The sequence below is a fragment of the Planktothrix agardhii genome (assembly GCF_904830935.1).
GTDB classification, from domain to species: domain Bacteria; phylum Cyanobacteriota; class Cyanobacteriia; order Cyanobacteriales; family Microcoleaceae; genus Planktothrix; species Planktothrix agardhii.
The window spans coordinates 1-25,660 of sequence record NZ_LR882954.1 but is presented as its reverse complement, the minus strand read 5'-3'; the positions used below and the strand labels follow the sequence as shown (position 1 = coordinate 25,660).

Genomic DNA, 25,660 nt, shown 5'->3' with positions numbered 1-25,660 from the left:
AAAAAGCTCAAGGATTTAGTTAAACCCTTGAGCTTTTAAAGTAATTGGTTGATTTAATGGCGAGGGTGGCAGCATCCCCTGATAAGGATTGGAAATTTAGATCAATAATTTCAAGGGCGATCGCACTCTCTAACAATTCCTGATAATGCTTGGGGTGAATCATGCCGCACCCCCTTGAATCGTTAGGGGTTGCAGATTGTTTCTTGATTGTGCTACAATTATGAAAGGAAAATGAAAAACCAGATTATTCGATAGGATCGAAAATCTGCCCAATAAAAACCTTGATTTATGATCAAAAAGCAGTAAAATATTCATAACGAGATGTGAGCAAACCTCACGAATGAGCCACCGCTTCAGGGAACGTCAACTAAACATTCTGAGCGTGTGGGTTTGTTTTTTTACAAAAAGGTGGGAAGTCGTGTAACTACAATTACGCGGCTTCTTTATTATTTTTAGCCAGATTCCAGATTAACTCTCGGACTATAAATGATCTATTTTTTCCAGTTCGCGCTTGTTCGGCTTCAAGGATTTCCCTGGCTCGTTCTTCAAGTGTGAACGACATTGCTATAAATTTTGGTTTGGTTTTTCGACTCATAATTTTTCACCTTTGTGGAAACATATCCAATATCATACCTCGATTCCAAGTAATTTGATTCCAATTTAAGAAAAAGGAAAAATCAAAAAGTGATTATAACTTATGTCTATTCCTTTTTTTTGATGCCTTACGGCACGGGGACTGCACCGCCTGAACACAATAGTTATAGTTAATTTAATTGTCAACCAATTAAAATAAAACTGTCACAGCTTGTGCGGTATGGGTTTAGGGAAAATGAGAATTTAGAATTGTTCAGAAATTATCAACAGCTATCAACAGAAATCTATCTGGCTTGTTGAAGTTATATCAAGAAAAATTTATATGCAAAATTTAATTACAGTTTTACAGCAAATTTGCCCCACTTTTTTGCGTTTTGGTTCGGTGCGATCGCCAGTTTAATAACAATTTGGACGGCCATTAAAATAGCGATCGCAATACCCCTTGCTCCTCACCCCATATTCAATCAAATAATCTTCATAAGTTTTCTGAGGTTGAGGTGGTGAAACAACCTTATAGTTAGGAGCAAACCGATTCCTCTCAAGACAACCGGAGCCGCCGTTATTTTGTAAGCAAAACCAAGCATCTGATCCTTCCTCAATCTCAATAGGCTTCTGTGGCTTCTTAGTAATCACTAGGGGCGGTTGAGTAGGTGTTGTTAATTTCTGATTACTGATACCGGGTTTTATTTGTTCCTTTGGGTCAGTTTTTGTGATAGTTTGACGACTATTAACGACATGAATAATTCCCCCAATCAAGCTAACGGTGATGGTAGCGATCGCAATCCCTTTTAACAATATCAATCTAGGCGGTTTATTCTCATCCAGTATTGAAGCTGTCGGGGTAATATTAATTGTTTGCATATCTTCACCGGGTTAGTGTTAATAAAAGTGTCGTAGCATCGTAGTGTCGTAAGTGTCGTAACGTTATAGCTTCCCCCTCTAACTCGCCTTTACGACGGGTTACGACGGTTACGACGGGGTTACGACGTTACGACGGTTTACGACGGGGTAGGAGATTCTAACCAAATTGTTTCCCCCTCAGTTGTTATCAACAAATAACCTTTATCGGCAATAAAACGGCAAGCATTGAGATAGTTTTGCTTAGTCCATCTCTCACCATCACTTGAAATTGTCAAACCTTTTAACATCTCGTTTAACTTAACCTTCCCCCCTTGTTTGACTACCCATCGAACTATTTTGGCTTGCTCTATAGATAGGTTGGGATAGTCAGAATCTAAGGGGGGTTTATCAAAATTAAATCGGGGTAAATGTGGTTCAGGTTTTGAAGGTTGACGGGGTTGATAATCCTCATCAAAATCTTCTGATTGTTCCGATTCAAAGACCGGAATTGATGATTTATCAAGGAATCTAGGCTGAATCAAATTAGCCGGAGCATTACCTTTTTTGCGGTACTGGGTATGGTGCTTATGGGTGGGATGTTCAGCTATCTGGTGAGGGTTTGAACCGCTAATTACAACCGGATAAGCTGCATTTTTGATGTACTGAAACCCTGGAGTGTCGTGCTTCCAAACATTCTGAATTTCTCCCCTAGCAGAAGCACCACAGAGTATCAATAAAAAGTTATTCCTGAATTTGGCATCAATCCCAATCGCTTCTGTATTGTGGCTTTGCATAAATCCCGTAAGACAAATATCGAACTTTCTGGCGTTGGACAGTTTACGGATGGCGTAGATAAAAGTATTCCTACGTTTTTCCTTACCGGGTAATGGCTTAACAAGGTCTAAGTGTTCAAGCTCTGAAAGGGTATCGTTGATTTCATCAAGGCAGACAATTATCGGGTGTCCATCTTCCTGTTTTCGGCGCTCAATTTCATCTATAAACCATTTCATAATCTGAAAGATGGTTTCAACATCCGACTCGACACGGGGGAAACCCATTTGTTTCCAGATGATATTTTTTCGTTGATGGATGTCCAACACGATGACTTCAGCAGGGGTAACGGCGGTTAATTTCCCAACAATAAAACCAGCAGCGAGTGAAGTCTTAGCACTGCCGGAGTTCCCCCCAACTAATATTCCAGAAGCTTCATCGGCTAAATCATCCCAGTTGTAGAAGTCCAACTGCTCAGGGTTTTGACCTAACTGCATTTGATAGTATTGGTTGTAAATATCGGGAGTTGGCGGCATGGGAGAAGGTGGGAACAAGATATTTTGAACAGTTTGGATTTCCGCCACTTGATACAAGCCAAATATTTCCTCTTGAGTGTCCCGTCGAATAATTGACCTTTCCTCCTCCTTTAATCCTTTAATTGCCGTGGCGATCGCCCCCACCCCAAACAACCCCGCACAACCTGAAGCATAAAACCTAGAAGGGTTTAGTCCAGGGTTTACAACTGACCAACTGAGGGCAACAACACCACCACCGCAACAAATCAGGGAACTAACTGCCGATTCATGATCCTCTAGCCACGCTAAAAACCCCATCCCCAAATCACCCCCAGAAAGGAACTAATTAAAATAATTACGATTACGGTTAACCATGTTGGCGATGACGTTGCAAACTGTCCCGAATAAACCTGTCTAGCAACTGCGGTACAGGCAATAATTGACCCGACAATGATAATAAAAAAACCTGACCAATATAGCCAGGTAAAGTTAGGAACAGAGCGAGTTATCAAGGTAAGAAATTGCCAAACTCCAATACTTAATAAACCTGTCCCAAAGTAGAGACTAAATCGACTCATTAGCCACCTCTCAAGCGTTCCTTACGCTCTTGTATTCGTGCTTTTTGTTGTTCTAGTTGTTGTTGCAGTTGTTGGGCTTCTGCTTGTCTTAAAGCGATGTTTTTCTGATACTCAACAGCTATCTTATCCATATCAGAATTAAGTTTTTGATTAGCTGCATATTGGGCAAAATTACCGCCTGCAACTTTAGGGATAGTTTTAGTTACAGTTCCGACTAATTTAGCTTCTGTTCTACTAAAAGCTCCCAGTTCCTTTCCGTACTCCTTAGACAATTTCTCGTAACCTTCAAGGGTTTTGTGCATGGCTTTGAGAGTTTCTAAATCATCTTTAGAAATCATCCAGCCCTTTGATTCCCATTCCCTTAAAAGGTCGGCAGAAGTAGCAATATAAACCCCGTTCTGAGGTCTATAATCAGGGGTGATAAGGTTTTGTGGAATAGGTGAAATATCCCCTTTAATGGCTATTTTAGGGTCGGTAGCAGTATCATTTTTCCCGCCTCCGAATATTCTGCCAATGGCGTTAAATATTCCCATTAGAAACCCCCCATCATCTGCATAACTAAACCGTCATATTGATAGGGTGATATGCCCTCAAGTTGTCGTAGGATGCGCTGTAATCGTGATATAATCGCTTTCATAATTAATCCTTCGTGATGGGTGGATTGATTAGAGAGACGGCTTTCTAGTACAGATACCGTCTCCTTTAATTTGTTTATTTGTTCAGTGATTTCTTGATAGTCATAACATCGACTTTCTGAGTTCTGACTGCCGTTTTTTTCTTGCTGTTCTGTTGGTTTGAAGTTGCACACTTCCCCAAATCCTCAACCGTTTTGTCCGGTGTCCCTTTGTTAGTTTTACCTAGGGTTTCAAGTTGAGAATTAATGATTTTTTGGAAGTCTGAATTAATGGCAGTTTGTAGGGTGTAGGCTTGCTGTAAACCGTTTAACTGTGATTGCAATAACCCAGTAATCAGAGCAACACTACCAGCTTCACCAATAGCCGTTCCGGTTTCAAACTGAACTCTGATATGTTCATTGGTCAAGCCTTCCTGAACACTGCCAACCGCCCCAATATGATCCGCTAGGTTCTGATGAACGGGGTTAGATAAAGCTAATTCTCGGAGCGCCGCCAAATCCGATTGACTAATAGCATCTTGATTTAGTCCTAATTCCTGAACAAGCGACAAGGCATTTTCCCCTAACTCGGATTCGATTTCTTCCCAGTCGATAAAGTCTTCTGAGTCCTCAATACTGAATGATTCCGGGGTTGGTTCTGATTTGGTTCCCTTGAGTGTTTGGGGTTTAGTTCCGGTGAGATGTTGCGCGATCGCAATACCCTCACCTTCAGTTAAATTATCCGGGTCAAAACCAAGGTCGAGAGCGGTTTTTATTAGCAGTTTCTCGTTAACTTTAAGCTGCTTCGATAAGTTTTGCATCATTGATTGTTGCATCTGTTTTCCGTTGTTGTTGGATGTCATTTCTGTAATTCTCCAGAGTGAATAGTTGACTGTTTTCGGTAATGTAATCCTGATAAGCATTTAGGGGGAGTTTCCGTGTTTTAATCCCTTCTCTCCAGGTGTGGATAATCTCTAAGCAATAGGCTTGAAAATCATTCCAAGGAGAGCCGGGACTGTAGAACTTGCGGAAATCAGGGGAGTGTTTTATTAACAGTTCTTCCCACTGGCTTAACGTTGTTCTACTGCGGTTTAAGTCCGTCGCTAGTTCCTTTTTATCCACATAAGGAACCGTGCCACGTTTCAAGGTTTTGAGCTTAACCCGTCTCCCTTTTGGGATAATTTCTGGTTCTATGGTTGTGGTCAACTTGAGTCACCTCGCAAATGTTGATTAAGGTTGATTAAATGCCCTTCACCGTCCCGATTAGGTAGGTTAGTTTGGCTATTGAGTTGTCAAGGTTCTGAGGGTTGGGCGGTATCCTAGAGTGCGTTAAGCGTTATCTAAAAGTACAACCTAATGTTTGTATGTTTAATTGTACTAATGAGAGTACGTTAGTACAAGATTTGAATGTAACAAATTATTAAGGGATGTACTGTAGGGACGTACAACACCCTTGAACGTTAGACTGGTACTAAAGACTGAGGTGATGAATGAGTATGAGGGAAAAGCCCGGATATAAACCAATATGTTTCTATATTGAGACTGAGAAACATAAGGAACTTAAAATAAAAGCTGTCCAAGCCGACACCACCTTAAATGACTATGTTGCAGACATCGTATTGAATTCAATGGGAAATGACACCGAGGAAGTTGAGGGTGAGTGCTGTCAGTTTCTCAAGGAACTACTGACTGAAAAAAACCCCAAGAATGGGCTAATCGTTAAGGTTGCCCATCTACTAGATGTCCGGCCAGAGAAGTTGAAAGAACTGCAAGATAGGTATAGGAAAGGGGGGGAAACGGATGTTAAAGCTGTTGCAATGCCCTAAATGTCAAATAGCCATAGGACGTGAAACGGTTCGGTTTTCCTTGCCGTCGCGTTCTATGGCTTTAGAGTTTGTTGGGTCACAGACTGATTCTATTATCCAGTTCCTTAATAGATGGGGATTGAGGGAAGCAGTTGTTACCTACTCAAGTGCTAATGGTGAAAAAAATATCCCTATTCCAGCAACCCTACAAAACGAGGAACCCGCCATGATTAGAGGTTTAGCAGACGTTCAATGGTTAAGAATTGCCGAGGAACTGTTAAACGAAACCCGTCCGACTTTCCTTGTCAGCATGACTAAACACCAAGATGAGGTGAAAGTTTAACAACCAATAGGGGGTAAAGACATAAATACATTGCTACTTTACAAAACTTTACATCGTGTCCTATTTTGCGCGGATCTCGGCTTTACCCCGTTAACCTATAGGCTACTGTTGTCAGATGGCAAAGGTTCCAGCGTTGGGTTGTGAAGATATGAGCGTATATTCACAGGGGTATCGTCAATAGGGGAAAGCAGAGAAAGGATGGAAACAGCCCCTCTAACCTGTTCGGGTTGAATTTCCAGATATTGCTGTAGTTGCTCAAGGTTGCGATGCCCTGAGACTTCCTGAATGGTTCGGAGTGGGATACCAGCATTACTCATCAAGGTTAAAGCGGTGCGACGCATTGAATGGGTACTAGCCCCATCAATCTCAACCCGGTCAAAAGCTTTTTTAAGAACCCGACTGGCAGAACGAGGGTTCAAATGAGTGGCTGGGTTGTCTCGGAACACACCACCGGGAAACAACCATTTTCTACCCGCTTCTGGTCTGTACTTTTCTAAATACCCCCTCAACTCATCAATCACTGGGATGGTTCGGGTCGCTAGTTTTCCCTTGGTGTTGGACTTCCGAAAGGTTAACTCAACTCTAACGTTGCCTCTCCTGTCGTAAACATCCAAGGTGTGAAGGGTGCAAGCTTCATTAATCCTTGCCGCCGTAAACAAACAGACAGCAAAAATTACCCTATCTCTGAGGTTGTTGAGTCCATCATTAAATAGGGTTTGAATTTCATCATGGGTTAAAATTTTAGCCTTGCCGTGCCTGTTTACTTTCACATAAGCACCCATACCCAGTTAAGAGGAATTGTTAGGGCTGTGGGTAGTGGCGATTCGCAAGTGGCTTAAAAAATCAACTTATCGGGTAAACCGAATCAACTCCTGTCTGATCTTCAACGGTAAGAAAGTTAGAACAGCGCCCAATAACTTACAAAGTATTGGGATAGGCGTTACGGATAAAATTTGACTGAAATTGTCCGATGTCCGTAGGCTTTAGCGGTATTTACAACCTCAACCACTACATCGGCAGGCGTGATTTGACCATTTTCAAAGTCTCGGACGACATTAGGTAGGTATTCCAACGCGATGTATTTACTCTCCTCATCGAGTTCAGAAAGTTTACTTTTGCTATTAATAGCCCTATATAACAAAAGTAAACTTTTTTTTACCACCCTGAACCCTATACCTAATCGGTCTTTGAGGCATTTAGATATCCCCCCTTTGGTGATACCCACAGCTTGAGCTATCGTGTCAATGGTTGCGACTACACCCGACTTAACCGATGACCATAAAGCCTCAATAATCCCCCGCTCTGTTTGGACACCTTTTGAAGCCGCGCCGGGTGCAATATCGTAAATATCCTCGATGATGATGGTGGCAGTAGGGTAGGCGAGTCTAGTGGCGCTTATGGTGTCATCATCCAGATCAGCGACTAAATAGCTGTGCAACTGTTCATCGGGTCGTAGATGTGCTCGGAGCCGTCCCACATCTTGAATTAATTCGGCTTTGATTTTCCGATTGACCCATCCCCCGTAACGTCCCGTGCGTTGATCCGGCGTAGGAAAATAACCCGTTAAAGTTTGGTATTCGGCGGCGACTTGTCCTAAGTTTGGGCACGGGTGCCCGACACTAACCATGACTTGAGTATTTAGGAATTGATTAGAGCCGCGAGTGTCCTTATGCCAATAACCCAGTTTGTGTCCCAAATCCTGGTAATTAGCTACCGCGCTCTTATGATCAATCAGTCCGATGTTTTGCCCTTGGTGTCGTTTGGCGATCGCATTAATAGCAACATTAATCCGTTCCTGCATCGTGTCGCGCCGTTGTTTACCCCCCCGACCCATTCCTTTAATAATGTGAATATGTAGGTTAGGAGTCGATTGTTTAACCTCTGATACCTCTAGGATTTCATTAAGACTAATCCCTAAAGATAAAGCATAATCTCGTTTATTTTGAGTGGCATCTAAAGCGATTGAGAGCCCCGCACTTTTGATAATATTCCGGTGACGTTTTGATAATTTAGTGATGATTAATTTACCGTTATCAATTCTTAAATTAATCCGTTTATTCCCGATTAAACAATCAATTAAAGCAGGTAGCCAAGGCGGAATTACATTGTCTTTAATTGCTTGCTGTTTTTCTTCAGGGGTCTGCAATCCGTTGATAAATTTAGCGTAATTTTCTAAAAGTTTGTAGCACTCATTCCTTAAATCAATTAATGATGGTGCTATAAAATTTTCCCCTATAACCTTGGTGGCTTCTGGGATTCCGTTAATCATTTCATAATGATAGATTGGAGTCCCCCAAACATTATCACAAGCTAACCAATCATCAGAATATAAATCAAAAATTAATTGATTTAATTCGTCAATAGTTGGCATTAATTCCACTACTTCCCGATGGCTGATTCCGTATCTATGTTTTTCTGTTGTCACTGCCAATAATCCTTTGTAAATCTCAACTAGGATAGGTCTTAATATCTTGAAAAGACGATGATCAGCCCTTAACTGAAGTTTACCAACCATCATCAAGACATCATTAATCTCAACAGTTATTTGATGAGTGTTTTCGATAGATAGGTCATCAAGAATTAAAATGTCATCTGATGATGGGTGTATCGAGTTGATGTCGGCACGAATCAACCTTTCATTAGTTAATGTGTACCGTCTGTTTTGCAAAAATAAACAACCTTGATTAAGTAATGGACACGATTGACAGATAGGAGAATCTTTACCACCAAAAGCAGATAATCCCATTTCTGCAACTGTTAAGAAGGTTTGGTTCTCAGGACAATTGCTAGGAATATCAGGGGATTGATTATTCTTAACCCTGACAACGTGAGATTTTCCTAAAGCAGTTTTGCGGTCAGTGTCATAATTTAACCCATTATGTCGGGCTTCTAAATCAACATAATTGGCTTCTACAGTTGCGTTAGTTGGGTTCCGATGATCAGGTGATAGGTAGAATATTCTGGCTTTATTCTCCTTGTCATCGGGGTCAATTCCAAAGGTTTCAAGTGTAGCTAACCCAGAATCAAACGATTTACCGTGACCCGCGGCGGTTGTGTCCAGAGTGATTTTAAAACCCCGTTCTGCCGCTTCACCGTATAAAGCTAAACGTTCCCCATTATTAAAAATGATTTTAGGACATCCCAACTGTCGCCACTCCTCAACTGTGGGCAGTTGTCCAGGGGTGTAAGGTAGTGAGATTAATTTCTGAGGTTTCCAGAGTACAATCGCGCTACATTCTATTTTTTGTTCTGGGATTATTACGGGTTTTGGTTCGGGGTTTTGTTCGGGTTTAACAGATTTATTTTTCTGGTTTACCCGACTGTAAAAACGTTTAACAATCCGTGCTAAATCGTTTTGTAATTCAGGTAATTTAAAGCGATTAAACCATTGTTCCTCACTCAATTCTCCCTGATCAATAACCTGATTATCCCATTCTATATAAGAGATAATCCGAGCATTATTAAACGTTTCTGTGTCGATTTCGTCAATGTCAACTTTATCTGATTTTGGTCTATCACTTTGTCCCCAATCTCTTATATAAAGGGTAACTCCGAGCTTTTTAAGGAATAGATACAATTCCCGATAAGCACCCATTACATGATGATTAGCTTTGCATCCAGTGTCAGGGTTTAAGATGTATAAATCAAAGTTTTTGGAATCAACAATAGCTTTAAATTCCTTCTTGGAGCCATGCCAATTAACACCCCCTGCACCCAACACATTAATATTGTGTAAATGCGCTGCGGGTAAGGGTTTTAATGTTCCCTCTATAATGTTTAAATCAGGGGAACTATTTAATTTTAAAAACTGTAATGGTAGTTCACCGGACACGCGGCGATCGCTACTTCCCCAAAGCCATTGATATTTTGGCTCCCGATCATCCCTAGCAAGCTGAAAGCCAATGATTAATCCTTTGATATTCCGAATAGGAATCAGAATTCCTGATCCGCTATTGGCTAGAGTTCCCTTGTCTCCCATCCCAGGGAAGTTAGGACTAATCGAGATCAGATTAAATTCTTGATAGCGGTCAACCGACTTAAACCCACGCTGATCAATTTGTTCATCAGTTAAGCCGCGACCGTGCAACTGTTCCCGATGTTTGGCACTCAATCCCAACTGTTTCAGGATTTTTCTGGCTTCTCTGTCTAATTGCTCATCTGTCAACGGGGTAATGTTTGAAGGTTTGGCGGCTTTGGGTTGCTGTTCCGGTCTGTATTCTTGACGCTCCCCCGAATAATCCCCGAATAATCCCCCCATACCTCCCCTGAGAGGTTTGAGATATTTCCATCCGGGTATGCTCCAATTGCTATCACCCCGTAGGCACATTATTAAATTATCTGAAATCTTGCAACCGTGCGTTTTTTCACAGATTGGGCATGGGTTACGCTTGCTTGAGGCGATGGCGTAGCCGCCGCCTTGCGGCATCGCCTTTCCTTTTAATGTGGTGTCGGTGGTAATCATGCCGCACCCCCTTGAATCGTTGAGAGGTGCTGATTATTGCAATCTATATAAATCCGTGTAACAGTTCTGATGAATATGTGACAGTTCTTAGGATTCCCCCCATTAACAGCCTCAATCATGTATTTAGTCCTCCGATGCCGACCTAACCCATTTCAAATCAGATTCCAGTACCCGTGATTCAGGGTATGGCTATCTATCAGTACCTCAACAATTTGGACGGCCGTTGAGATAGCCCAATTCCCTAATTCCATATTGAAGTGAATAATCTGGATAGTTTTTTTCAGGAATTTCTTGAGGTGTTTCTTGAGGTTTCGGTGTGCAATTCAGATAATTAGCTAAGAATCCTCAGTAATGGGATTGCAAATTGAAGCAACAAACAAAACTGATTTAGCGATCCGCCAGAAATCCCCTAGCCCCCAAGTTAGGGGGTTTTTATGAATGTTTCCCTTTAACAATTAGTCCAGATATATTGATTCATTTGCTATTCCTGTTATTTGTTATGTTATCCGTTATGTTATCCGTTATGTTATCCGTTATTTGTTATGTTATTCATTACGTTATTCATTACCTTAACGGGTCAATAAAAAACTAGACTGTAAGAAGTGCTTGATGGGAAACATCAATAAATATCAAAGCCTTAATAAAAATTTACAAATCTGTCCATGAGTTTAAATCGTTATCCTGATAACTGGAAGGAACTAGCTTTGGCGATTAAGGAATCAGCTAACTGGCAATGTCAACGATGTGGTCGTTTATGTCTAAAACCTGGAGAAACCTTACCCGATACCCTAAAACGTCGAGCTTATATGTTGCAAGTCCATCATTGGAATTGTGACCCTGGGGATAATCGTTTAGAAAATTTAGTGGCTTTGTGTAGTAGTTGCCATTTAGCTTACCATCGTAGAAGTCGTGGAAATATCTCGCCGGGGCAGTTATTCCTTGACTTAAAACTCTAAGGAAAAACCCGCCTGTGGAGAACAAAAAACCTAGCTAAGTACCAGAAAAACAAAGAATCCTTAGTGTTTTAAACTAAAGATTGAACCAAGAATCAAAAAATATTCACAATAAAAACTTAACGATTTATTTCAAGCTACATCTATTTATTGAATAGAGGATTGATAAAAAATTAATAAATTTAAAATAATTCACTCTTTGTGAGTTTTTATATTTTCCTTAAATAAAATAATTAACTTGAGCCAAAGATGGTATAATATGATTTTGAATTAAACCATTATAATTTATTCTCAGTGATTCAAACAAGCTTTTCGTTTATTGAAAATATTACTCCATCAACTTTGGTGAATCCAGTTTTTGCACGTCATGAAACCTTTCACCCCCGATTTGGTTGGCTTAAAAAAGGCTTTGATGCAGCAATTGAAAATCCAGAAATTTTTTTGGATGATGAAGCAACAGTGCGTTTGGGCGTAGGAAAAAATATGGTTCGCTCAATTCGCTACTGGTGTAATACATTTAAAGTTCTTGATAATGACAAACCTACACGATTTGGACAATGTTTATTAGGTAATCAAAGCTGGGATGCTTTTTGTGAAGATCCGGCATCTTTGTGGTTGCTCCATTGGAACTTACTTAAACCTCCTTGTAATGCAGCAGCTTGGTATTTTGTATTTCACTTATTTCAAGGGAATGATTTTACACAAAATGACTTATTTTTAGCTCTATGTGACTATCGAGATAGTTTGGGCGGGAAAATTGCTGATTCGTCTTTAGAAAAAGATATTACTTGCATTTTGCGGATGTATGTTGAACAATCTTCTAAGGATAAGCCCAGCGAAGATACTTTGGATTGTCCGTTTACTGAATTAGGAATTTTGCATACGGCGGGAGATACTAAACACTTTACGTTTCGTATTGGAGAAAAAAATAATTTACCCCCTGAAATAGTAGTAGCTGCCTGCTTGGAATATGCCGTCGGGGTAGGGGGTCAAAAAACCATTGCGATGCCCCGCTTACTCTATGATCCAGGTAGTCCTGGTATGGCATTTAAACTTATTGAAGGGGATGTTTGTGATGCCATTGAACGAGTTAGTCGTCACTTTAATTCTTTATTTCTTTCAGATACGGCTGGAATTATCCAATTTTCCTTTACTGCTGATCCTTGGCAATTAGCAACAGATATCCTAGAGCATTACTATCACAACAGAGGCAACAGAACTTCCAAATGAACAAAACACTATCTAACTATTTCAGTCTTAACCGACGTTATTCTCGCTCTATTAATTTAGAACGAGATTTAGAACGGTTAGATGCTTTGGAAGGTTACATTCTAACAGAACGTTCTGTTGATGCCCTCAGACGAATTATAACGGGCATGACAACCTCTGAAGGTCATCGAGCCTGGACAGTTACCAGCGTGTATGGAACTGGAAAGTCAGCCTTTGCTCATTATCTCACTGCATTGCTGGCTGATAATAAGAACCCGATGCGGCAAAAAGCCTTAGAAATTGCGGCAGAAACATTGGGGCAGGACAGTCCAGAATATAACGCTTTAAGTGAGCGCATCCCCAGTCAAGGATTATTTCGAGCCATTGCCGTTGCTCAACGAGAACCCATCAGCAATACCATTGTTCGTGCTTTATACCAGGGCGCTGATCTATTCTGGTCGCCCCAAAAACGATCCAAACTTTCAGTAGGCCGTAAGTTAACAGATTTTAATACTCAAGTCGCAACAGGCAGTACAGTGGACAGTCGGGAAATTCCCAAACTGATTAAGGAAATTCTTCAAGCGACCTCCACTGATATTTTCCTGGTTATTGACGAACTGGGCAAAAATTTGGAATATGCTGCCCGTAACCAAGGAGCAGAAGATTTATATCTATTACAACAGCTTGCGGAATTATCTACTAAGGAAGGCACTCAGGTTTACATTGTAGGTTTATTACATCAATCTTTTGTAGATTATGGTGAAAGACTAGCGGCAGTTCAACGTAGTGAATGGTCTAAAATTCAAGGACGGTTTGAGGATATTCCTTTTCAGGATTCTCCGGCTCAAATGATGCGCTTGATAGGCCAGGCGATTGATGGTTCTCAAGCTGATGCTATTCAATGTGCTATTTCTAACCAAACCCAGGAGTGGATTGAGCGTTTACCCAATGATATATTTTTAGATACGTCCCCTGAAATTCTGGCTTTCAACTATCCCTTACATCCTCTAGCAGCATTAGTGTTACCGATGCTGTGTGTACGATATGCTCAAAATGATCGCTCTCTATTTACATTTCTGACCAGTGCTGAACCCTACTCGTTCAAAAAATTTTTAGAAGAAACAACGGTAGGAAAAGATGTTTTACCCACCCTGAAGCTGGCTAGAATTTATGACTATTTTATTGAAGCAGTAGGAATGGGGTTAGCATCTCGGTCTAATGTACAACGGTGGGTAGAAATTCATGGTTTAATTACTGATGCTAAACATTTAGATGCTGATACTTTAGAAGTTTTAAAAACGATTGGCACGCTGAATTTAGTGACAACAACAGGAGCAATTCGGGCAACCCGAAGGTTAGTTACCCTAGCTCTGTGTGATAGTCCCAATTCAGAGAGCTTTGAGCGATGGGAAAAAGTAATTGAAAACCTTCTACAAAAAGGCTTAATTAATCATCGTCGGCAACTTGATGAGTTACGAATTTGGCAAGGTTCTGATTTTAACGTTGATTTGGAACTAACTGCCTATATTGATAAAGAGCGATCGCCCTTAGTAAAACTCCTATCAGATATTCGTCCTCTTAAGCCTTTAGTTGCTCAACGTCACAGTTATGAAAAAGGTACACTGCGTTATTTTGAACGATGCTATCTCGATACCACAGCAGACTTAACCAAATTGCAATGTTCAGATTCTAATTTTGATGGGTTAGTGGGTTACTGGATTGATATCGAACCTCCTACTGTTGTTCCCTCAAAGACCGCAGACGGAAAGCCTTTAATCCTTCTCTGTGCAGCACAGTTGGATGTGCTAAGAGCGCAAGCTAAGGAGTATGCAGCCTTGAAAACCATGAGGAAAAACGCTCCCGAATTGCAAAGCGATGGGGTAGCCAGAAGGGAAGTGCGCTATCGATTGCTGAAAGCAGAAGAATCCTTTGATGACTCATTAAATCGGGCATTTGATGTAGCGATTAATCAAAACCTTTGTTGGGTTGAAGGGCAACCGGAAAAAATTACCCATGTCACAGATTTCAATGCCAAACTTTCAGAAGTTTGTGATCGAGTTTACTTTGAAAGTCCGATTCTATGGAACGAGTTGATTAATCGTCGTGAACTAACCGCTCAAGGGGCAAAAGCAAGGCGGGAACTCATTGAAGCGATGCTTCAACACCCTGAGAAAGAACGATTAAGCCTAGAAGGATATGGGCCTGAAGTTAGTATTTACTATTCTTTGTTGGCTGAAACAGGGATTCATCAATTGGTGGATGGAGAGTGGGGATTTTATCCTCCCTCAGACACTTCCAAAATTTGGACATTATGGCAAGCAATTGAGGCGTTTTGCTTAGAAGCTAAAGAAAAACCTCAAACAGTGGCTCAACTGTATCAACTTTTATCCGCTCCCCCTTATGGTGTAAAACAAGGTGCCATTCCAGTAATTCTGGCTGCTGTACTGCTGTACCACGTTGATGATATTGGAGTTTACAAAGATGGTACGTTTGTCCCCGTCTTGGGGCCGGAACATTTTGAATTACTCGTTAAATACCCTGAACGATATGCAGTGAAGTATTTTGAAGTGGTGGGATTGCGATCTCAAGTCTTTCGAGAACTTGAAGCAATTCTGCGCCGACCAGATGCCAGGAAACAAGGAAAATTAAGAAATGCGACGTTACTCTCTGTAGTTACACCTTTGTATCAATTTGCCAGTAAGCTACCCGTTTATACTAGACAAACCAAACGTTTAAGTGCCCAGGCTCAAGCAGTATTAAAAGCTCTCCAACAAACAATTGAACCTGATGAATTGTTATTTAAGGAATTGCCCCAAGCCTTTAACCTTCCTCCGATTGGAACTGAGGAGGCTGAGGATGAGAACATAGCCAAATCATTACGCACTCAGCTTGTCCAAGTCCTACGGGATATTCATACCACTTATGATCGTCTGCTCAATGATTGTCAAAATCTGCTATATGAAGCCTTTGCAGTCCGAAGTGAAGAAACCAAGTTGCGGGAAGATTTGCGAGTGAGAGCTAACTATATTTCAGGGCGCTGCGTCGAATCAATACTAAATCGTTTCACACGAGCCGCAACAGATACAACTTCACCAGATCAACAATGGTTGGAAGCCTTGTTAATGATTGTGGCTGATAAACCCGCAGAATCATGGAAGGACGAGGATTTTACCTCGTTTGAGCTTAAGTTATCGGATATTTCCCGACGATTTAAAAATTTAGAAGCTTTGCAGAAAGAAGCGGCAACTCGAGGAGAAGGCTTTGAAGCCCGACGGATTACGGTGACTCGTCCTGATGGCCAAGAAACTCACCGCATGGTCTGGGTTGAAAATGAAACAACTGACCAGCTTGAAAATTTGGTGAATGAAGTTCTTCAAAATCCATTGCTCATCAATAATCCGCAACTTCAACAAGCTTTTATTGCTACGTTTACTGAGAAAGTCTTTGGAGTAACTTCGGAAGAAAATGTAACTAAAATTCACAATTCTCGACAGGCAAAGAAAGTTAAACCCAATCTTAACCAAGCATAAGTTAAGTTTTTAACAGTAATGCTTTACTAAAGTAGCTTTTCGGTGTTACTTTAAGAGAGTGAAGCTCTGGAATGTTAAATTGTAGAGTTTTATTCAGGGATTTACTGTAAGTTAAACAATGACACAGACAAAGGCAAGGCATATTTTGGGTCTGTCGGGTGGAAAGGACAGTACAGCCCTTGCTGTCCTACTACACAAGGAAATTCCAGACATGGAGTATTTTTTTTGTGATACCCATAAAGAGTTACCTGAAACCTATGAATACCTGGAAAGGATTAAAGCCCGTCTAGGGATTAAGATTGATTATCTGAATTCAGAACGAGGTTTTGACCATTGGTTGGCTATTCACGATGGATTGTTACCGTCGCCTCAAATGCGTTGGTGTACGGTCAAGATGAAGATAGAACCCCTAGAAAAGTTTGTAGGCAATGACTTAACTTATAGCTATATTGGGATTCGGGCCGACGAAAATCGGGAGGGTTATATTTCAACAAAGCCCAATATTAAGCCTGTTTTTCCCTTTAAGGAAAAAGGTTTGGTTAAACAAGATATTATTCAAATCTTAGAAGATAGTGGGATAGGGCTTCCTAAATATTATCAATGGAGAAGTCGTTCTGGTTGCTTTTTCTGCTTCTTCCAACGTAAGTATGAGTGGGTAATGTTGGCACAGGAACATCCAGATTTATTTCAACAAGCAGTTGATTATGAACAAAATCATGCAGATGGTCGCACCTATACTTGGACTGAAGGAGAAAGCTTATCTGAACTTTTAAAACGTAAGGACGAAATTATTGCTTATCATCAGAAGTCAATGGCTAAAGAAAAAAAGGTAGCTCCTAATCGTACTTTAGCTGAAGCCTTAGAAGCAATTTTAGAGAAAGAGGATGAACAGTTGCCTTGTTTAGTTTGTCATTTATAGGATTCAAAATCAAAATCATCTATGGATTTAAAAAACTATCATATAGAAATTTGTCATCATTTGGAATTAAACCTGAATCAATCACATTCTCAGTTAGATTTAGGGAAATATCATGTTTTTTCAAGTGATTTATTAGTATGGTCTAATATTTTAAAGAAACAGAGAACTGAAATGCAAGTCTTAGAAAATGTAGCTTATGAACTGCAATTTTCGGTTTTTCTCGTAACATCTGGACTTTATAGACAAGCATTTGCATCACTGAGGCTAGTATTAGAATTAGCTTTATCTGGAATATTATTTTCATCTGATGAGTTTTATTTTCGCAAATGGAAACAAGGTTTAGCAGATATATCATGGGCGAAAATTACACATGAAGATACGGGTATTTTTTCAACAATGTGGTTAAAAGCATTCTATAATGCAGAACCTGATCCAAAAGATAAAGAGGATATCACAGCAATTTCCAAGTTAGCCCAAGAAACATATCGACAATTATCAGGATATGTTCATGGGGGCAATTATACTTGGCCGACAAATAACTCTCACATAGTTTTCAATCAAATACAATTTGATTTATGGAAAAATTTATCTGACAACACTTCAAGAATTATACTTTATTCACTCTTAATTAGATTTAATCAAGATTTGTCCCCAGATAATCTAAGAGAACTAGAAGATTGTTTGCTCCATAATATTGATGATCTAAAAATTACTAAAATAATTTTAGAAAGACCTTTATAATTTAATAAGAGGATATTAAAAAATATGTTTTATTTTAGAACTGAAAGTATTAGAGATGAAGAAATCAAGAAGATTTTTGTATCAACTGATTTAGAAAGAAAAATCATTGATACTTTAAAATCTCAAAATCCTACTGTTTTACAAGGGAGTAGGGGAACTGGCAAGACTTTTTTATTGCGTATGTCAAAAATTGAATTAAATGATAATTTTAATAAGGAAAGAATATTACCTATAGATCTAAGTTTATCATCAGCTACACTTATTCAAACTAATGATCCACATCAATTTGCAAATTGGATGATGGCAAAAATATGCAAAAAATTATACAGAGAACTTGTTTGTAAAGGTTTTTTGGTAGAAAATGTTCCCAGTACAAAATTACTTTTAAGTAATAATTTAAGTACAGAGTCTCTTGCTTTAAAATTTAATGATATAACCAAAATTTATGAAGATTCTTATAGAATGCAAGATAAAAATATTGATACTTCTATAATTGATGATATTCCTGAAATAGAAGATTTTTTAGAAATCGTTGAACAAATATGTGGATTTTACAATATAAAAAGGGTATGCTTTCTTTTTGATGAAGCTATTCATATGTTTAGACCACAACAACAAAGAAACTTTTTTTCTCTTTTTAGACAATTAAGAACTCCATATATTGATTGTAATGCAGCCATTTATCCGGGTGTGACTTCTTATGGTGATTCATTTGAGATATCTCATGATGCAAAGTTGATAAGTCTTGAAAGAGATATTAAAGACAATGATTATTTATCCACCATGCAACAAATTGTTTATAAACAAGCAACTGATGAAAAAATAAAAAAAATAGAGGCTGAAAAAGGTAATTTTAAAATTCTTGCTTATTCTGCTAGTGGAAATCCTAGAATATTACTTACAATTTTGGACAAATGTGATAATTTAAAATGGGAAACGATAAAAAAAGTTATTAAAGATTTCTACGTTGCAGAAATTTGGGCTGAACATTCAGGCTTAGGTGACAAATATAAAGGACATCGGGATATAGTTGATTGGGGCAGAAATTTCCTCGAAAAAGAAGTTATTCCTAAAACTAAAGATAAAAATGATCGTAGAGCAGTGGATCAAAAATCCACCTGTTATTTTTGGATTCATAGAGATGTACCTGAAGTGGTAAAAGAAGCTCTAAGACTTTTAGAATATACAGGTATTGTCAGAAAAAATGGAGAGAGAATAAGGGGAACTAATTCTCAATTAGGTACTCGTTATGAGATCAAATTAGGATGTATTCTAGCACTGGGACAATCAAAGGAGGGATCTAATAAGATAATTGATAACTTAGATAATTATTTACTTACTGAGTATGGAGCAAGAAGTGATCATTTTAATCCACTTCCAGAACCAATTAATTTAGAATCCGACTCAGAGATACAACAAATAATTGATAAGCTACTTCAAAAATCAATTAATGAGTTAAAAAATCTTACTAATTGGCAAAAGAAAAGACTTACAGAGAATAACTTTAATACAATTGAAGATGTTTTAGAAGTCCTTGAACAAGAAATTATTGATAAAATTCATGGTGTAGGAGAAGTTAAAGCAAGAAGAATCCAAAATGCAGCAATAGCTGAAATTTTAGAATATCTTTCTGGTTAGATATACTTTGACTTATGTTTAAATTTAATGTCCAACAATTAATGATTAATTGGGAGAATTTTAGAGTTTGAATTTCAACGACCTACTATTAAAAGCAGATGAAGACACATTACAACAATTATTGGGTAGTGCAACTTTTCAATTGCTCAAACTCCTAGAACCCAATTTAGTCCATCCTAGTAAACTCAGAGAAATTCTCTTAACCCTTCATACTCCAGAAGAACTACTCCTATCCAAAGAACAGCGCAATTTGCTCTTTGATTTAATTACCCCAGAACAAGCGAAAATTCTTACTGTCGTCTTAGAAGCCACTGAAGAACAAGACCCATATCAAGCATTAAAAAAAGTAAAAATTAGTGGATCATCAGAAGCAAAAAAATATCTTTTCAATTTCTTTGAAGTACCCATTCCATCCAGAAATCAAAATACAACTGAAACCCCTGCAATTATTGAAAATACTCCGCAATATCCTTTATTTACTCACCAACGTCATGCTGCTAAACAAGTTAAAGATTATCTTAGTAAGCCCCCTCGCCGTGTGCTACTTCACCTTCCTACGGGTGCTGGTAAAACCCGTACAGCCATGAATATTATTGCAGATCACCTCAGAAATAATGAACCCACTTTAGTAATTTGGTTAGCTTATAGTGAAGAACTCTGTGAACAAGCAGTTACAGAATTTAAAAAAGCATGGGACTGTTTAGGCGATCGCCCTATCTCAACTTATCGCTTCTGGGGTAGCCATGATTTAGACTTAGAACAAACTCAAGATGGCTTAGTCGTAGCAGGATTAGCAAAAGTTTATAATGCTGCTAAAAAGAGTATTCGGTTTATTAATCAACTCGGTGTATGTTCTTCCTTAGTCATTATAGATGAAGCCCATCAAGCGATCGCCGAAACTTATAAACTGGTGTTGGATGCTTTGGTAATTCCTTACGAAAAAAACGCCTTATTAGGATTAACCGCTACACCTGGAAGAACTTGGGCAGATATCAACACTGATGCTCAACTAGCTAAATTCTTCGCCCACCAGAAAGTTACCTTAGAAATTGAAGGTTATGACAACCCGATTGATTATCTAGTTGATCAAAAATACCTTGCTAAAGCTAACTATCGATCTTTATTTTATGAAACGGGGATGGAACTAAACTTCCAAGATCTTAATCGGATTAATGCTGAATTAGATATACCCCAATACATTCTTAATCGGTTAGCAGAAGATGAACAACGTAACCTCTGTATTATTCTGGAATTAGAAAAATTAACCCAACATCATCAACGAATTATTTTTTTTAGTACCTCCGTAGAACACGCTCAACTGATTGCCTCCATTTTGCGTTTAAGAAGCTTTAAGGCTGATGCAGTGACTGGAAATACCCCCAAATCAGAACGAGAGCGGATCATTCAAAGTTTTAAAGATAATCAGCCCCAACCTAAGATTTTATGTAACTACGGCGTTTTAACCACTGGATTCGATGCACCAAAAACCAGTGCAGCCGTTATCGCCCGTCCCACCAAATCCCTTGTTCTCTATAGCCAAATGGTGGGTCGTGCAATTCGAGGACTCAAAGCCGGAGGGAATGCTACTGCTGAAATTATTACTGTTGTGGATAGTCAACTCCCTGGCTTTGGGTCAGTTGCATCCGCTTTTCACAATTGGGAAGACATTTGGAGGAAAAACCCATGAATACTAATCCCCATGATATTGTTCCGGCTCACCTTGCTGTTCAAGCAATGCGAGATAATGGTTATAAAAATGCTGCCTATGCGATCGCTGAATTAATGGATAATGCCATTCAAGCAGGTGCATCGCAGGTAGAGTTACTCTGTGGTGAACGGAAACAACAAGTAGAGGAAAGAAAACGTTCTCGGATTGAACAAATCGCCGTATTAGATAACGGTTGTGGTATGAATGCTACCGTTTTACGTCTAGCACTACAATTCGGCAATGGTACTTATTTAGATGAAAATAAACATACTGGAATCGGACGTTTTGGTATGGGTTTACCATCTTCCTCTATTTCCCAATGTCAACGGGTAGATGTCTGGTCATGGCAAAATGGGGTAGAAAATGCTCTTTACACTTACCTCGATTTAGAGGAAATTAAAAATCGTATTATGAAAGAAGTACCTGAACCCATTCATAAACCTATTCCGATTACTTGGACAAAAGTAGGTCAAAATTGGGGTCAGAATGGCACATTAGTCGTTTGGTCAAAAATAGACCGTTGTATGTGGCAAACTGGCAAAGCTATTATCAATAATTCAGAAATTTTAATCGGGAGAATGTATCGAAAATTTCTCAATAGTGGTCAAGTAAAAATTCGGATGGTGGCATTTGATTTAGGTGATCTACACAATATTATTACTCAAAAATATGCCTTGCCTAATGATCCAGGTTATTTAATCGAAGAAACCTCTTGTCCTGAACCATTTAAGAATCAGGCAATGTTTCAAATTTGGGCTGGAGATACATCCTATGAAACGACTTTTACGATTAGCTTTCGAGAAAAAGAACATGAAGTTAAAGTTCGCTTTTCATACGCTAAAGAAGAAGCTCGGATCATCGAAGGAGTAAGTAATGCCGGGAGTACACCTCACGGACAGCACGCCAAGAAAAATATTGGTGTTTCTATAGTTCGGGCAGGTAGGGAATTAGAACTTGATATAGGAGTAGTTAATGGTTATGAACCAACAGAACGTTGGTGGGGAATTGAAGTAGAGTTTCCTCCATCTCTTGATGATATTTTTGGTGTCACTAATAATAAACAATCGGCTCGTAATTTTAGTGAACTTTTGCAATTTGATATCGAAACTTTACTAGAAGATGGTAAAACCATTACTCAATTAAAAGAAGAATTAAAGGAAGATGAAGATCCAAAAAGTCCTCTTTTAGATATAGCCCATAAAATTACTACCCAATTAAGTGTTATTCGTGGCTTACTCAAAGCACAAACCAAAGGGACTCGTACCAGTGAAAAGCGTCACGACCCTTACAAACCTCAAAAAATAGCTACTACCGTTACCAAAGAGCGTAAAGGGCAAGGCTATAAAGGTAAAAGTGATGAAGGTGAAAAATTGCCTAAAGAAGAACGCAAACAGGAGATTCAAGAAACTTTACAAGAGGAAGGCGTTACCAAAGCACAAGCAGAATTATTAGCAGCAACCACGGTAGATGATGGCTTAAAATATATATTTGCTGAAGCTCCTATTGATAGTCCAGCTTTTTTCTCAGTTAAACCTAAAGGTGGTGCAATTATTGTCACCTTAAATACCGATCATTCTGCCTATCGCAATTTAGTTGAAATTTTAGAGGAGGATGTAGATAAAGCTGATATGGATACTTTACGTTCTCGCTTAATTAACTCGTTGGAGGGGTTAAAATTACTATTAATGGCATGGGCAAGATATGAGGATGAACAGCCAGATGGTAAGCGTAAATCTGATGCTCAGAATACTCGTATTGATTGGGGGAAAATTGCGAGACAGTTTTTAGAGACTGAGTAATCTAATTTCAATATTCTGCATTAATTTATTTAGTAATGCAGAATAGTTACACCAGTATTAAGTAAGATTTTTTTATAAAATCTTCAATTGACTTAGTAAATAAAAGGAGAAAAATGATGGCTGAACTATTAACAAAATCATTATTTATTTCTGGTTTAAGATGTTCTAAAAAAATGTGGCTAGAAATAAATAAATTTGAACAAGAGCCTACATCTTTAGCACAAAAAAGACTTATAAATCAAGGATTTGAAGTTCAAGAAAAAGCCCGAAAAATATTTCCTGATAGTTATTTAATAGAAGCACCATCATTTGAAGCAATTCAAAAAACGAAAGAAGCTCTTGATTCAAATATTGATTGTTTATTTGAAGCCACTTTTCAATTTAAAAATATTTTAGTTCGTTGTGATATTTTACAAAAAACAACAGATGGCTCATGGGATTTAATAGAAATAAAATCTTCTGGTTCAGTTAAAGATGAACATATTGATGATGTTGCTATTCAAAAATATGTATTAATTAATTGCTTATTACCTATTAATCGAGTAAAACTAATGCACATCAATACAAAAACTTGCTTTTTTCCAAAATTAGATAATCTTTTTATTATTGAAGATATATCTCATGAGGTAGAAAAGAAATTACATGAGTTATCTATTGAATCAAAAATCAACGATTTTCAACAAATAATTAGTAATAATATAAAACCTGAACATCCTCTTGGTAAACATTGTAATATTCCTCATGCTTGTCCTTTTAAAAGTCATTGTTGGAAAGATGTACCCCAAGCCTCAATTTTTACAATTCCACGTTTATCTACAGAGAAATTAAATCAATTGATAGAAAAACAAATATTTGCCATTGAAGATATTGATAATCGAATTAAACTGACTTCAAAACAACAAGAATATGTTAATTTGATTATCCGTGAGCAACCTGATATTGATTATAAAGAAATAGGAAATGCTCTATCCGAACTAAAATATCCTTTACATTTCTTTGATATAGAAACGCATAATCCAGCTATACCAAGATTTGATGGATTAAAACCTTATGAACAATTTATATTCCAATATAGTTGTCATATTTTACAAGAAGATGGAATCTTAGATCATTACGAATATCTCCACACAGATACTTTAGATCCCAGACAATCTGTAATAGAGTCTTTAATTCATCATATTCAACCTACTGGAACAATCATTGTTTATCATAAATCTTTTGAAGGCAGTATTATTAAAAAGTTAGCTCAAGACTTTCCTGAATATGAAGAAGAATTATTATCTATTGTAGAAAGACTTTGGGATCTGGAAGAAATATTTAAAAAATACTACAAACATCCAGAATTTTATGGTTCAACTTCAATCAAAAATGTTCTCCCTGTTTTAGTTCAAGATTTAAGCTATAATGATTTAGAAATTCAAAGAGGAGATGCTGCTCAAGCTATTTGGGATTCAATGATTATTTGTTCTAATGAAAATCAAAAACTTAAAATGATAAAAGACTTAAAAGACTATTGTGCATTAGATACATTAGCAATGGTAAGAATTTATCAAAAATTACTAGAACTTTGTTATTGATTTATAGTAAGAAAATTAAATGTTTACCAAATTATTAGGAACAACTTTGGAAAAAATATGTAATACTGCCCAAATAGAAATTCTCCTTGTTGCTCCCTTTATTAAAGCACCTGTATTACAACAAATACTCACTTTCATAAAACCAGAAATCACTATCAAATGTGTTACTCGTTGGCTTCCAGAAGAAATCATAACAGGAGTTAGTGACTTAGAAGTATGGTCAATTATTCAATGCTATCCCTATGCTTCCCTATGGCTGAGAAATGACTTACACGCCAAATATTATCGAGCAGATGATCAATGTTTAATTGGTTCAGCGAACTTAACTGCTAAGGCTTTAGGATGGTCAAATCAACCTAATTTAGAACTACTGGTTCAACTACCAGCTAATCAGCCATCTCTACAGCAATTTGAACAAGAATTATGGAAAAACTGTTTTCAAGTCAATGCTCAATTATATGAACAGTATTTAAAAGTAATTAGCCAACTTCAAAATCAAAATCTATCAATTAATGACCTAATATTACCACTTAAGTCAGATTTAGACATTGCCATTAATGACCTTTGGCTACCTACCTCAAGAAATCCAGAAGAACTCTACCTTGCTTACTCTGGAAAAATAGATAAACTAACAAATATAGCTTATGAAATGGCTATTAATGACTTAGATTTTCTGTCTATTTATCCTCATCTTAATAAAACTACGTTTAATGATTATGTTGGTATTTTACTCTTACAAAAACCTATAATTCAACAAATAGATAGCTTTGTCAAAACTCCTCAAAGATTTGGTGCTGTTCGAGACTTTTTAGCCTCTTTACCTTGTGCTAAACTTCCCAATTTTAACCCTGAACGCTCATGGCAAACCTTGATGCGATGGTTACTTTATTTTTTGCCTTCACGCTACGCTTTATCTGTTCCTAATTATTCTGAAGTTTTTTATCGAATTAACACAAAAAATGACACTAACAGAACAACATCGGATTTACCTTGATTACCATGCTACTACTCCCGTTGATCCTAGAGTAGCGAAAAAAGTTATGTATTACATGACCACTGCTTTTG

At 38.1% G+C, this 25,660-nt stretch carries 22 protein-coding genes and 1 pseudogene; 13 read left to right on the top strand and 10 right to left on the bottom strand.

Annotated features, from left to right (window positions below; translation table 11 throughout):
- Window positions 1-19: 19 nt before the first annotated feature.
- The 8 genes from NMG88_RS21815 to NMG88_RS21785 form a co-directional block, all read right to left on the bottom strand.
- Window positions 20-163, bottom strand: a complete 144-nt coding sequence (locus NMG88_RS21815) for a hypothetical protein (RefSeq protein ID WP_158442318.1) — start codon at window positions 161-163, stop codon at window positions 20-22.
- A 267-nt stretch (window positions 164-430) separates the two neighbouring features.
- Entirely contained in the window at window positions 431-562 is a 132-nt protein-coding gene (locus NMG88_RS22545) for a hypothetical protein (protein WP_278047066.1), read from the bottom strand.
- 428 nt (window positions 563-990) lie between these two features.
- Window positions 991-1,455 (bottom strand): hypothetical protein, encoded by a 465-nt coding sequence (locus NMG88_RS21810; RefSeq protein WP_235759383.1) that lies wholly within the window; start codon window positions 1,453-1,455, stop codon window positions 991-993.
- 137 nt (window positions 1,456-1,592) lie between these two features.
- Window positions 1,593-3,038 (bottom strand): hypothetical protein, encoded by a 1,446-nt coding sequence (locus tag NMG88_RS21805; protein ID WP_254035844.1) that lies wholly within the window; start codon window positions 3,036-3,038, stop codon window positions 1,593-1,595.
- Entirely contained in the window at window positions 3,026-3,298 is a 273-nt protein-coding gene (locus NMG88_RS21800; protein ID WP_235758613.1) for a hypothetical protein, read from the bottom strand. The genes NMG88_RS21805 and NMG88_RS21800 overlap by 13 nt, the downstream gene beginning before the upstream one ends.
- Window positions 3,298-3,831: a hypothetical protein gene (locus NMG88_RS21795; protein ID WP_254035843.1), complete on the bottom strand. Its 534-nt coding sequence runs from the start codon at window positions 3,829-3,831 to the stop codon at window positions 3,298-3,300. Before NMG88_RS21795 ends, NMG88_RS21800 begins: the two co-directional genes overlap by 1 nt.
- A gap of 178 nt (window positions 3,832-4,009) precedes the next feature.
- A complete protein-coding gene (locus NMG88_RS21790) occupies window positions 4,010-4,774 on the bottom strand; it encodes a hypothetical protein (RefSeq protein ID WP_254035842.1) in 765 nt (254 codons plus the stop codon).
- Complete coding sequence (locus NMG88_RS21785; RefSeq protein ID WP_254035841.1) at window positions 4,707-5,117, bottom strand: hypothetical protein; 411 nt, start codon at window positions 5,115-5,117, stop codon at window positions 4,707-4,709. Before NMG88_RS21785 ends, NMG88_RS21790 begins: the two co-directional genes overlap by 68 nt.
- 290 nt (window positions 5,118-5,407) lie before the next feature.
- Here NMG88_RS21785 and NMG88_RS21780 point away from each other — a divergent pair, with 290 nt between their 5' ends.
- Both NMG88_RS21780 and NMG88_RS21775 read left to right on the top strand, forming a co-directional pair.
- Window positions 5,408-5,737: a hypothetical protein gene (locus NMG88_RS21780; RefSeq protein ID WP_227366641.1), complete on the top strand. Its 330-nt coding sequence runs from the start codon at window positions 5,408-5,410 to the stop codon at window positions 5,735-5,737.
- Entirely contained in the window at window positions 5,712-6,059 is a 348-nt protein-coding gene (locus tag NMG88_RS21775; protein WP_254035840.1) for a hypothetical protein, read from the top strand. Before NMG88_RS21780 ends, NMG88_RS21775 begins: the two co-directional genes overlap by 26 nt.
- Window positions 6,060-6,154: 95 nt before the next feature.
- Here NMG88_RS21775 and NMG88_RS21770 read toward each other — a convergent pair whose 3' ends face one another.
- Both NMG88_RS21770 and NMG88_RS21765 read right to left on the bottom strand, forming a co-directional pair.
- The gene (locus tag NMG88_RS21770; RefSeq protein ID WP_254035839.1) at window positions 6,155-6,829 is read right to left on the bottom strand and encodes a tyrosine-type recombinase/integrase; all 675 of its coding nucleotides are present in this window, start codon (window positions 6,827-6,829) and stop codon (window positions 6,155-6,157) included.
- Window positions 6,830-6,999: 170 nt separating this feature from the next.
- Complete coding sequence (locus NMG88_RS21765) at window positions 7,000-10,521, bottom strand: hypothetical protein (RefSeq protein ID WP_254035838.1); 3,522 nt, start codon at window positions 10,519-10,521, stop codon at window positions 7,000-7,002.
- A gap of 662 nt (window positions 10,522-11,183) precedes the next feature.
- Here NMG88_RS21765 and NMG88_RS21760 point away from each other — a divergent pair.
- The 11 genes and pseudogenes from NMG88_RS21760 to NMG88_RS21710 form a co-directional block, all read left to right on the top strand.
- Window positions 11,184-11,477, top strand: coding sequence for an HNH endonuclease (locus tag NMG88_RS21760; protein WP_254035837.1), 294 nt, complete (start codon window positions 11,184-11,186; stop codon window positions 11,475-11,477).
- Between the two features lie 291 nt (window positions 11,478-11,768).
- Window positions 11,769-12,704: a DUF4007 family protein gene (locus NMG88_RS21755; protein ID WP_026789256.1), complete on the top strand. Its 936-nt coding sequence runs from the start codon at window positions 11,769-11,771 to the stop codon at window positions 12,702-12,704.
- On the top strand, window positions 12,701-16,213 hold the full coding sequence (locus NMG88_RS21750; protein WP_254035836.1) for a hypothetical protein: 3,513 nt from the start codon (window positions 12,701-12,703) through the stop codon (window positions 16,211-16,213). The genes NMG88_RS21755 and NMG88_RS21750 overlap by 4 nt, the downstream gene beginning before the upstream one ends.
- Before the next feature lie 118 nt (window positions 16,214-16,331).
- Complete coding sequence (locus NMG88_RS21745) at window positions 16,332-17,132, top strand: phosphoadenosine phosphosulfate reductase family protein (RefSeq protein ID WP_254035835.1); 801 nt, start codon at window positions 16,332-16,334, stop codon at window positions 17,130-17,132.
- Window positions 17,133-17,153: 21 nt separating this feature from the next.
- Window positions 17,154-17,873: a hypothetical protein gene (locus NMG88_RS21740; RefSeq protein ID WP_254035834.1), complete on the top strand. Its 720-nt coding sequence runs from the start codon at window positions 17,154-17,156 to the stop codon at window positions 17,871-17,873.
- Between the two features lie 24 nt (window positions 17,874-17,897).
- The gene (locus NMG88_RS21735) at window positions 17,898-19,511 is read left to right on the top strand and encodes an ORC-CDC6 family AAA ATPase (protein ID WP_254035833.1); all 1,614 of its coding nucleotides are present in this window, start codon (window positions 17,898-17,900) and stop codon (window positions 19,509-19,511) included.
- A gap of 67 nt (window positions 19,512-19,578) precedes the next feature.
- Window positions 19,579-21,198, top strand: coding sequence for a DEAD/DEAH box helicase (locus tag NMG88_RS21730; protein WP_254035832.1), 1,620 nt, complete (start codon window positions 19,579-19,581; stop codon window positions 21,196-21,198).
- The gene (locus tag NMG88_RS21725; protein ID WP_026789252.1) at window positions 21,195-23,018 is read left to right on the top strand and encodes an ATP-binding protein; all 1,824 of its coding nucleotides are present in this window, start codon (window positions 21,195-21,197) and stop codon (window positions 23,016-23,018) included. The genes NMG88_RS21730 and NMG88_RS21725 overlap by 4 nt, the downstream gene beginning before the upstream one ends.
- 113 nt (window positions 23,019-23,131) lie before the next feature.
- On the top strand, window positions 23,132-24,595 hold the full coding sequence (locus NMG88_RS21720) for a DUF2779 domain-containing protein (protein ID WP_084613284.1): 1,464 nt from the start codon (window positions 23,132-23,134) through the stop codon (window positions 24,593-24,595).
- A gap of 19 nt (window positions 24,596-24,614) precedes the next feature.
- Window positions 24,615-25,589 (top strand): phospholipase D family protein, encoded by a 975-nt coding sequence (locus NMG88_RS21715; RefSeq protein WP_202962582.1) that lies wholly within the window; start codon window positions 24,615-24,617, stop codon window positions 25,587-25,589.
- Window positions 25,555-25,660: pseudogene (locus tag NMG88_RS21710) on the top strand (aminotransferase class V); the annotation flags it as partial. The gene NMG88_RS21715 and the pseudogene NMG88_RS21710, both read left to right, overlap by 35 nt.

Excerpts from the sequence above, each read along its gene's own strand:
- NMG88_RS21750 (WP_254035836.1), top strand. The coding sequence starts at position 12,701 with ATGAACAAAACACTATCTAACTATTTCAGTCTTAACCGACGTTATTCT.
- NMG88_RS21795 (WP_254035843.1), bottom strand. The coding sequence starts at position 3,831 with ATGGGAATATTTAACGCCATTGGCAGAATATTCGGAGGCGGGAAAAAT.
- NMG88_RS21775 (WP_254035840.1), top strand. The coding sequence starts at position 5,712 with ATGTTAAAGCTGTTGCAATGCCCTAAATGTCAAATAGCCATAGGACGT.
- NMG88_RS21790 (WP_254035842.1), bottom strand. The coding sequence starts at position 4,774 with ATGACATCCAACAACAACGGAAAACAGATGCAACAATCAATGATGCAA.
- NMG88_RS21780 (WP_227366641.1), top strand. The coding sequence starts at position 5,408 with ATGAGGGAAAAGCCCGGATATAAACCAATATGTTTCTATATTGAGACT.
- NMG88_RS21720 (WP_084613284.1), top strand. The coding sequence starts at position 23,132 with ATGATGGCTGAACTATTAACAAAATCATTATTTATTTCTGGTTTAAGA.
- NMG88_RS21725 (WP_026789252.1), top strand. The coding sequence starts at position 21,195 with ATGAATACTAATCCCCATGATATTGTTCCGGCTCACCTTGCTGTTCAA.
- NMG88_RS21815 (WP_158442318.1), bottom strand. The coding sequence starts at position 163 with ATGATTCACCCCAAGCATTATCAGGAATTGTTAGAGAGTGCGATCGCC.
- NMG88_RS21745 (WP_254035835.1), top strand. The coding sequence starts at position 16,332 with ATGACACAGACAAAGGCAAGGCATATTTTGGGTCTGTCGGGTGGAAAG.
- NMG88_RS21735 (WP_254035833.1), top strand. The coding sequence starts at position 17,898 with ATGTTTTATTTTAGAACTGAAAGTATTAGAGATGAAGAAATCAAGAAG.
- NMG88_RS21810 (WP_235759383.1), bottom strand. The coding sequence starts at position 1,455 with ATGCAAACAATTAATATTACCCCGACAGCTTCAATACTGGATGAGAAT.
- NMG88_RS21800 (WP_235758613.1), bottom strand. The coding sequence starts at position 3,298 with ATGAGTCGATTTAGTCTCTACTTTGGGACAGGTTTATTAAGTATTGGA.
- NMG88_RS21765 (WP_254035838.1), bottom strand. The coding sequence starts at position 10,521 with ATGATTACCACCGACACCACATTAAAAGGAAAGGCGATGCCGCAAGGC.
- NMG88_RS21805 (WP_254035844.1), bottom strand. The coding sequence starts at position 3,038 with ATGGGGTTTTTAGCGTGGCTAGAGGATCATGAATCGGCAGTTAGTTCC.
- NMG88_RS21760 (WP_254035837.1), top strand. The coding sequence starts at position 11,184 with ATGAGTTTAAATCGTTATCCTGATAACTGGAAGGAACTAGCTTTGGCG.
- NMG88_RS21740 (WP_254035834.1), top strand. The coding sequence starts at position 17,154 with ATGGATTTAAAAAACTATCATATAGAAATTTGTCATCATTTGGAATTA.
- NMG88_RS22545 (WP_278047066.1), bottom strand. The coding sequence starts at position 562 with ATGTCGTTCACACTTGAAGAACGAGCCAGGGAAATCCTTGAAGCCGAA.
- NMG88_RS21715 (WP_202962582.1), top strand. The coding sequence starts at position 24,615 with ATGTTTACCAAATTATTAGGAACAACTTTGGAAAAAATATGTAATACT.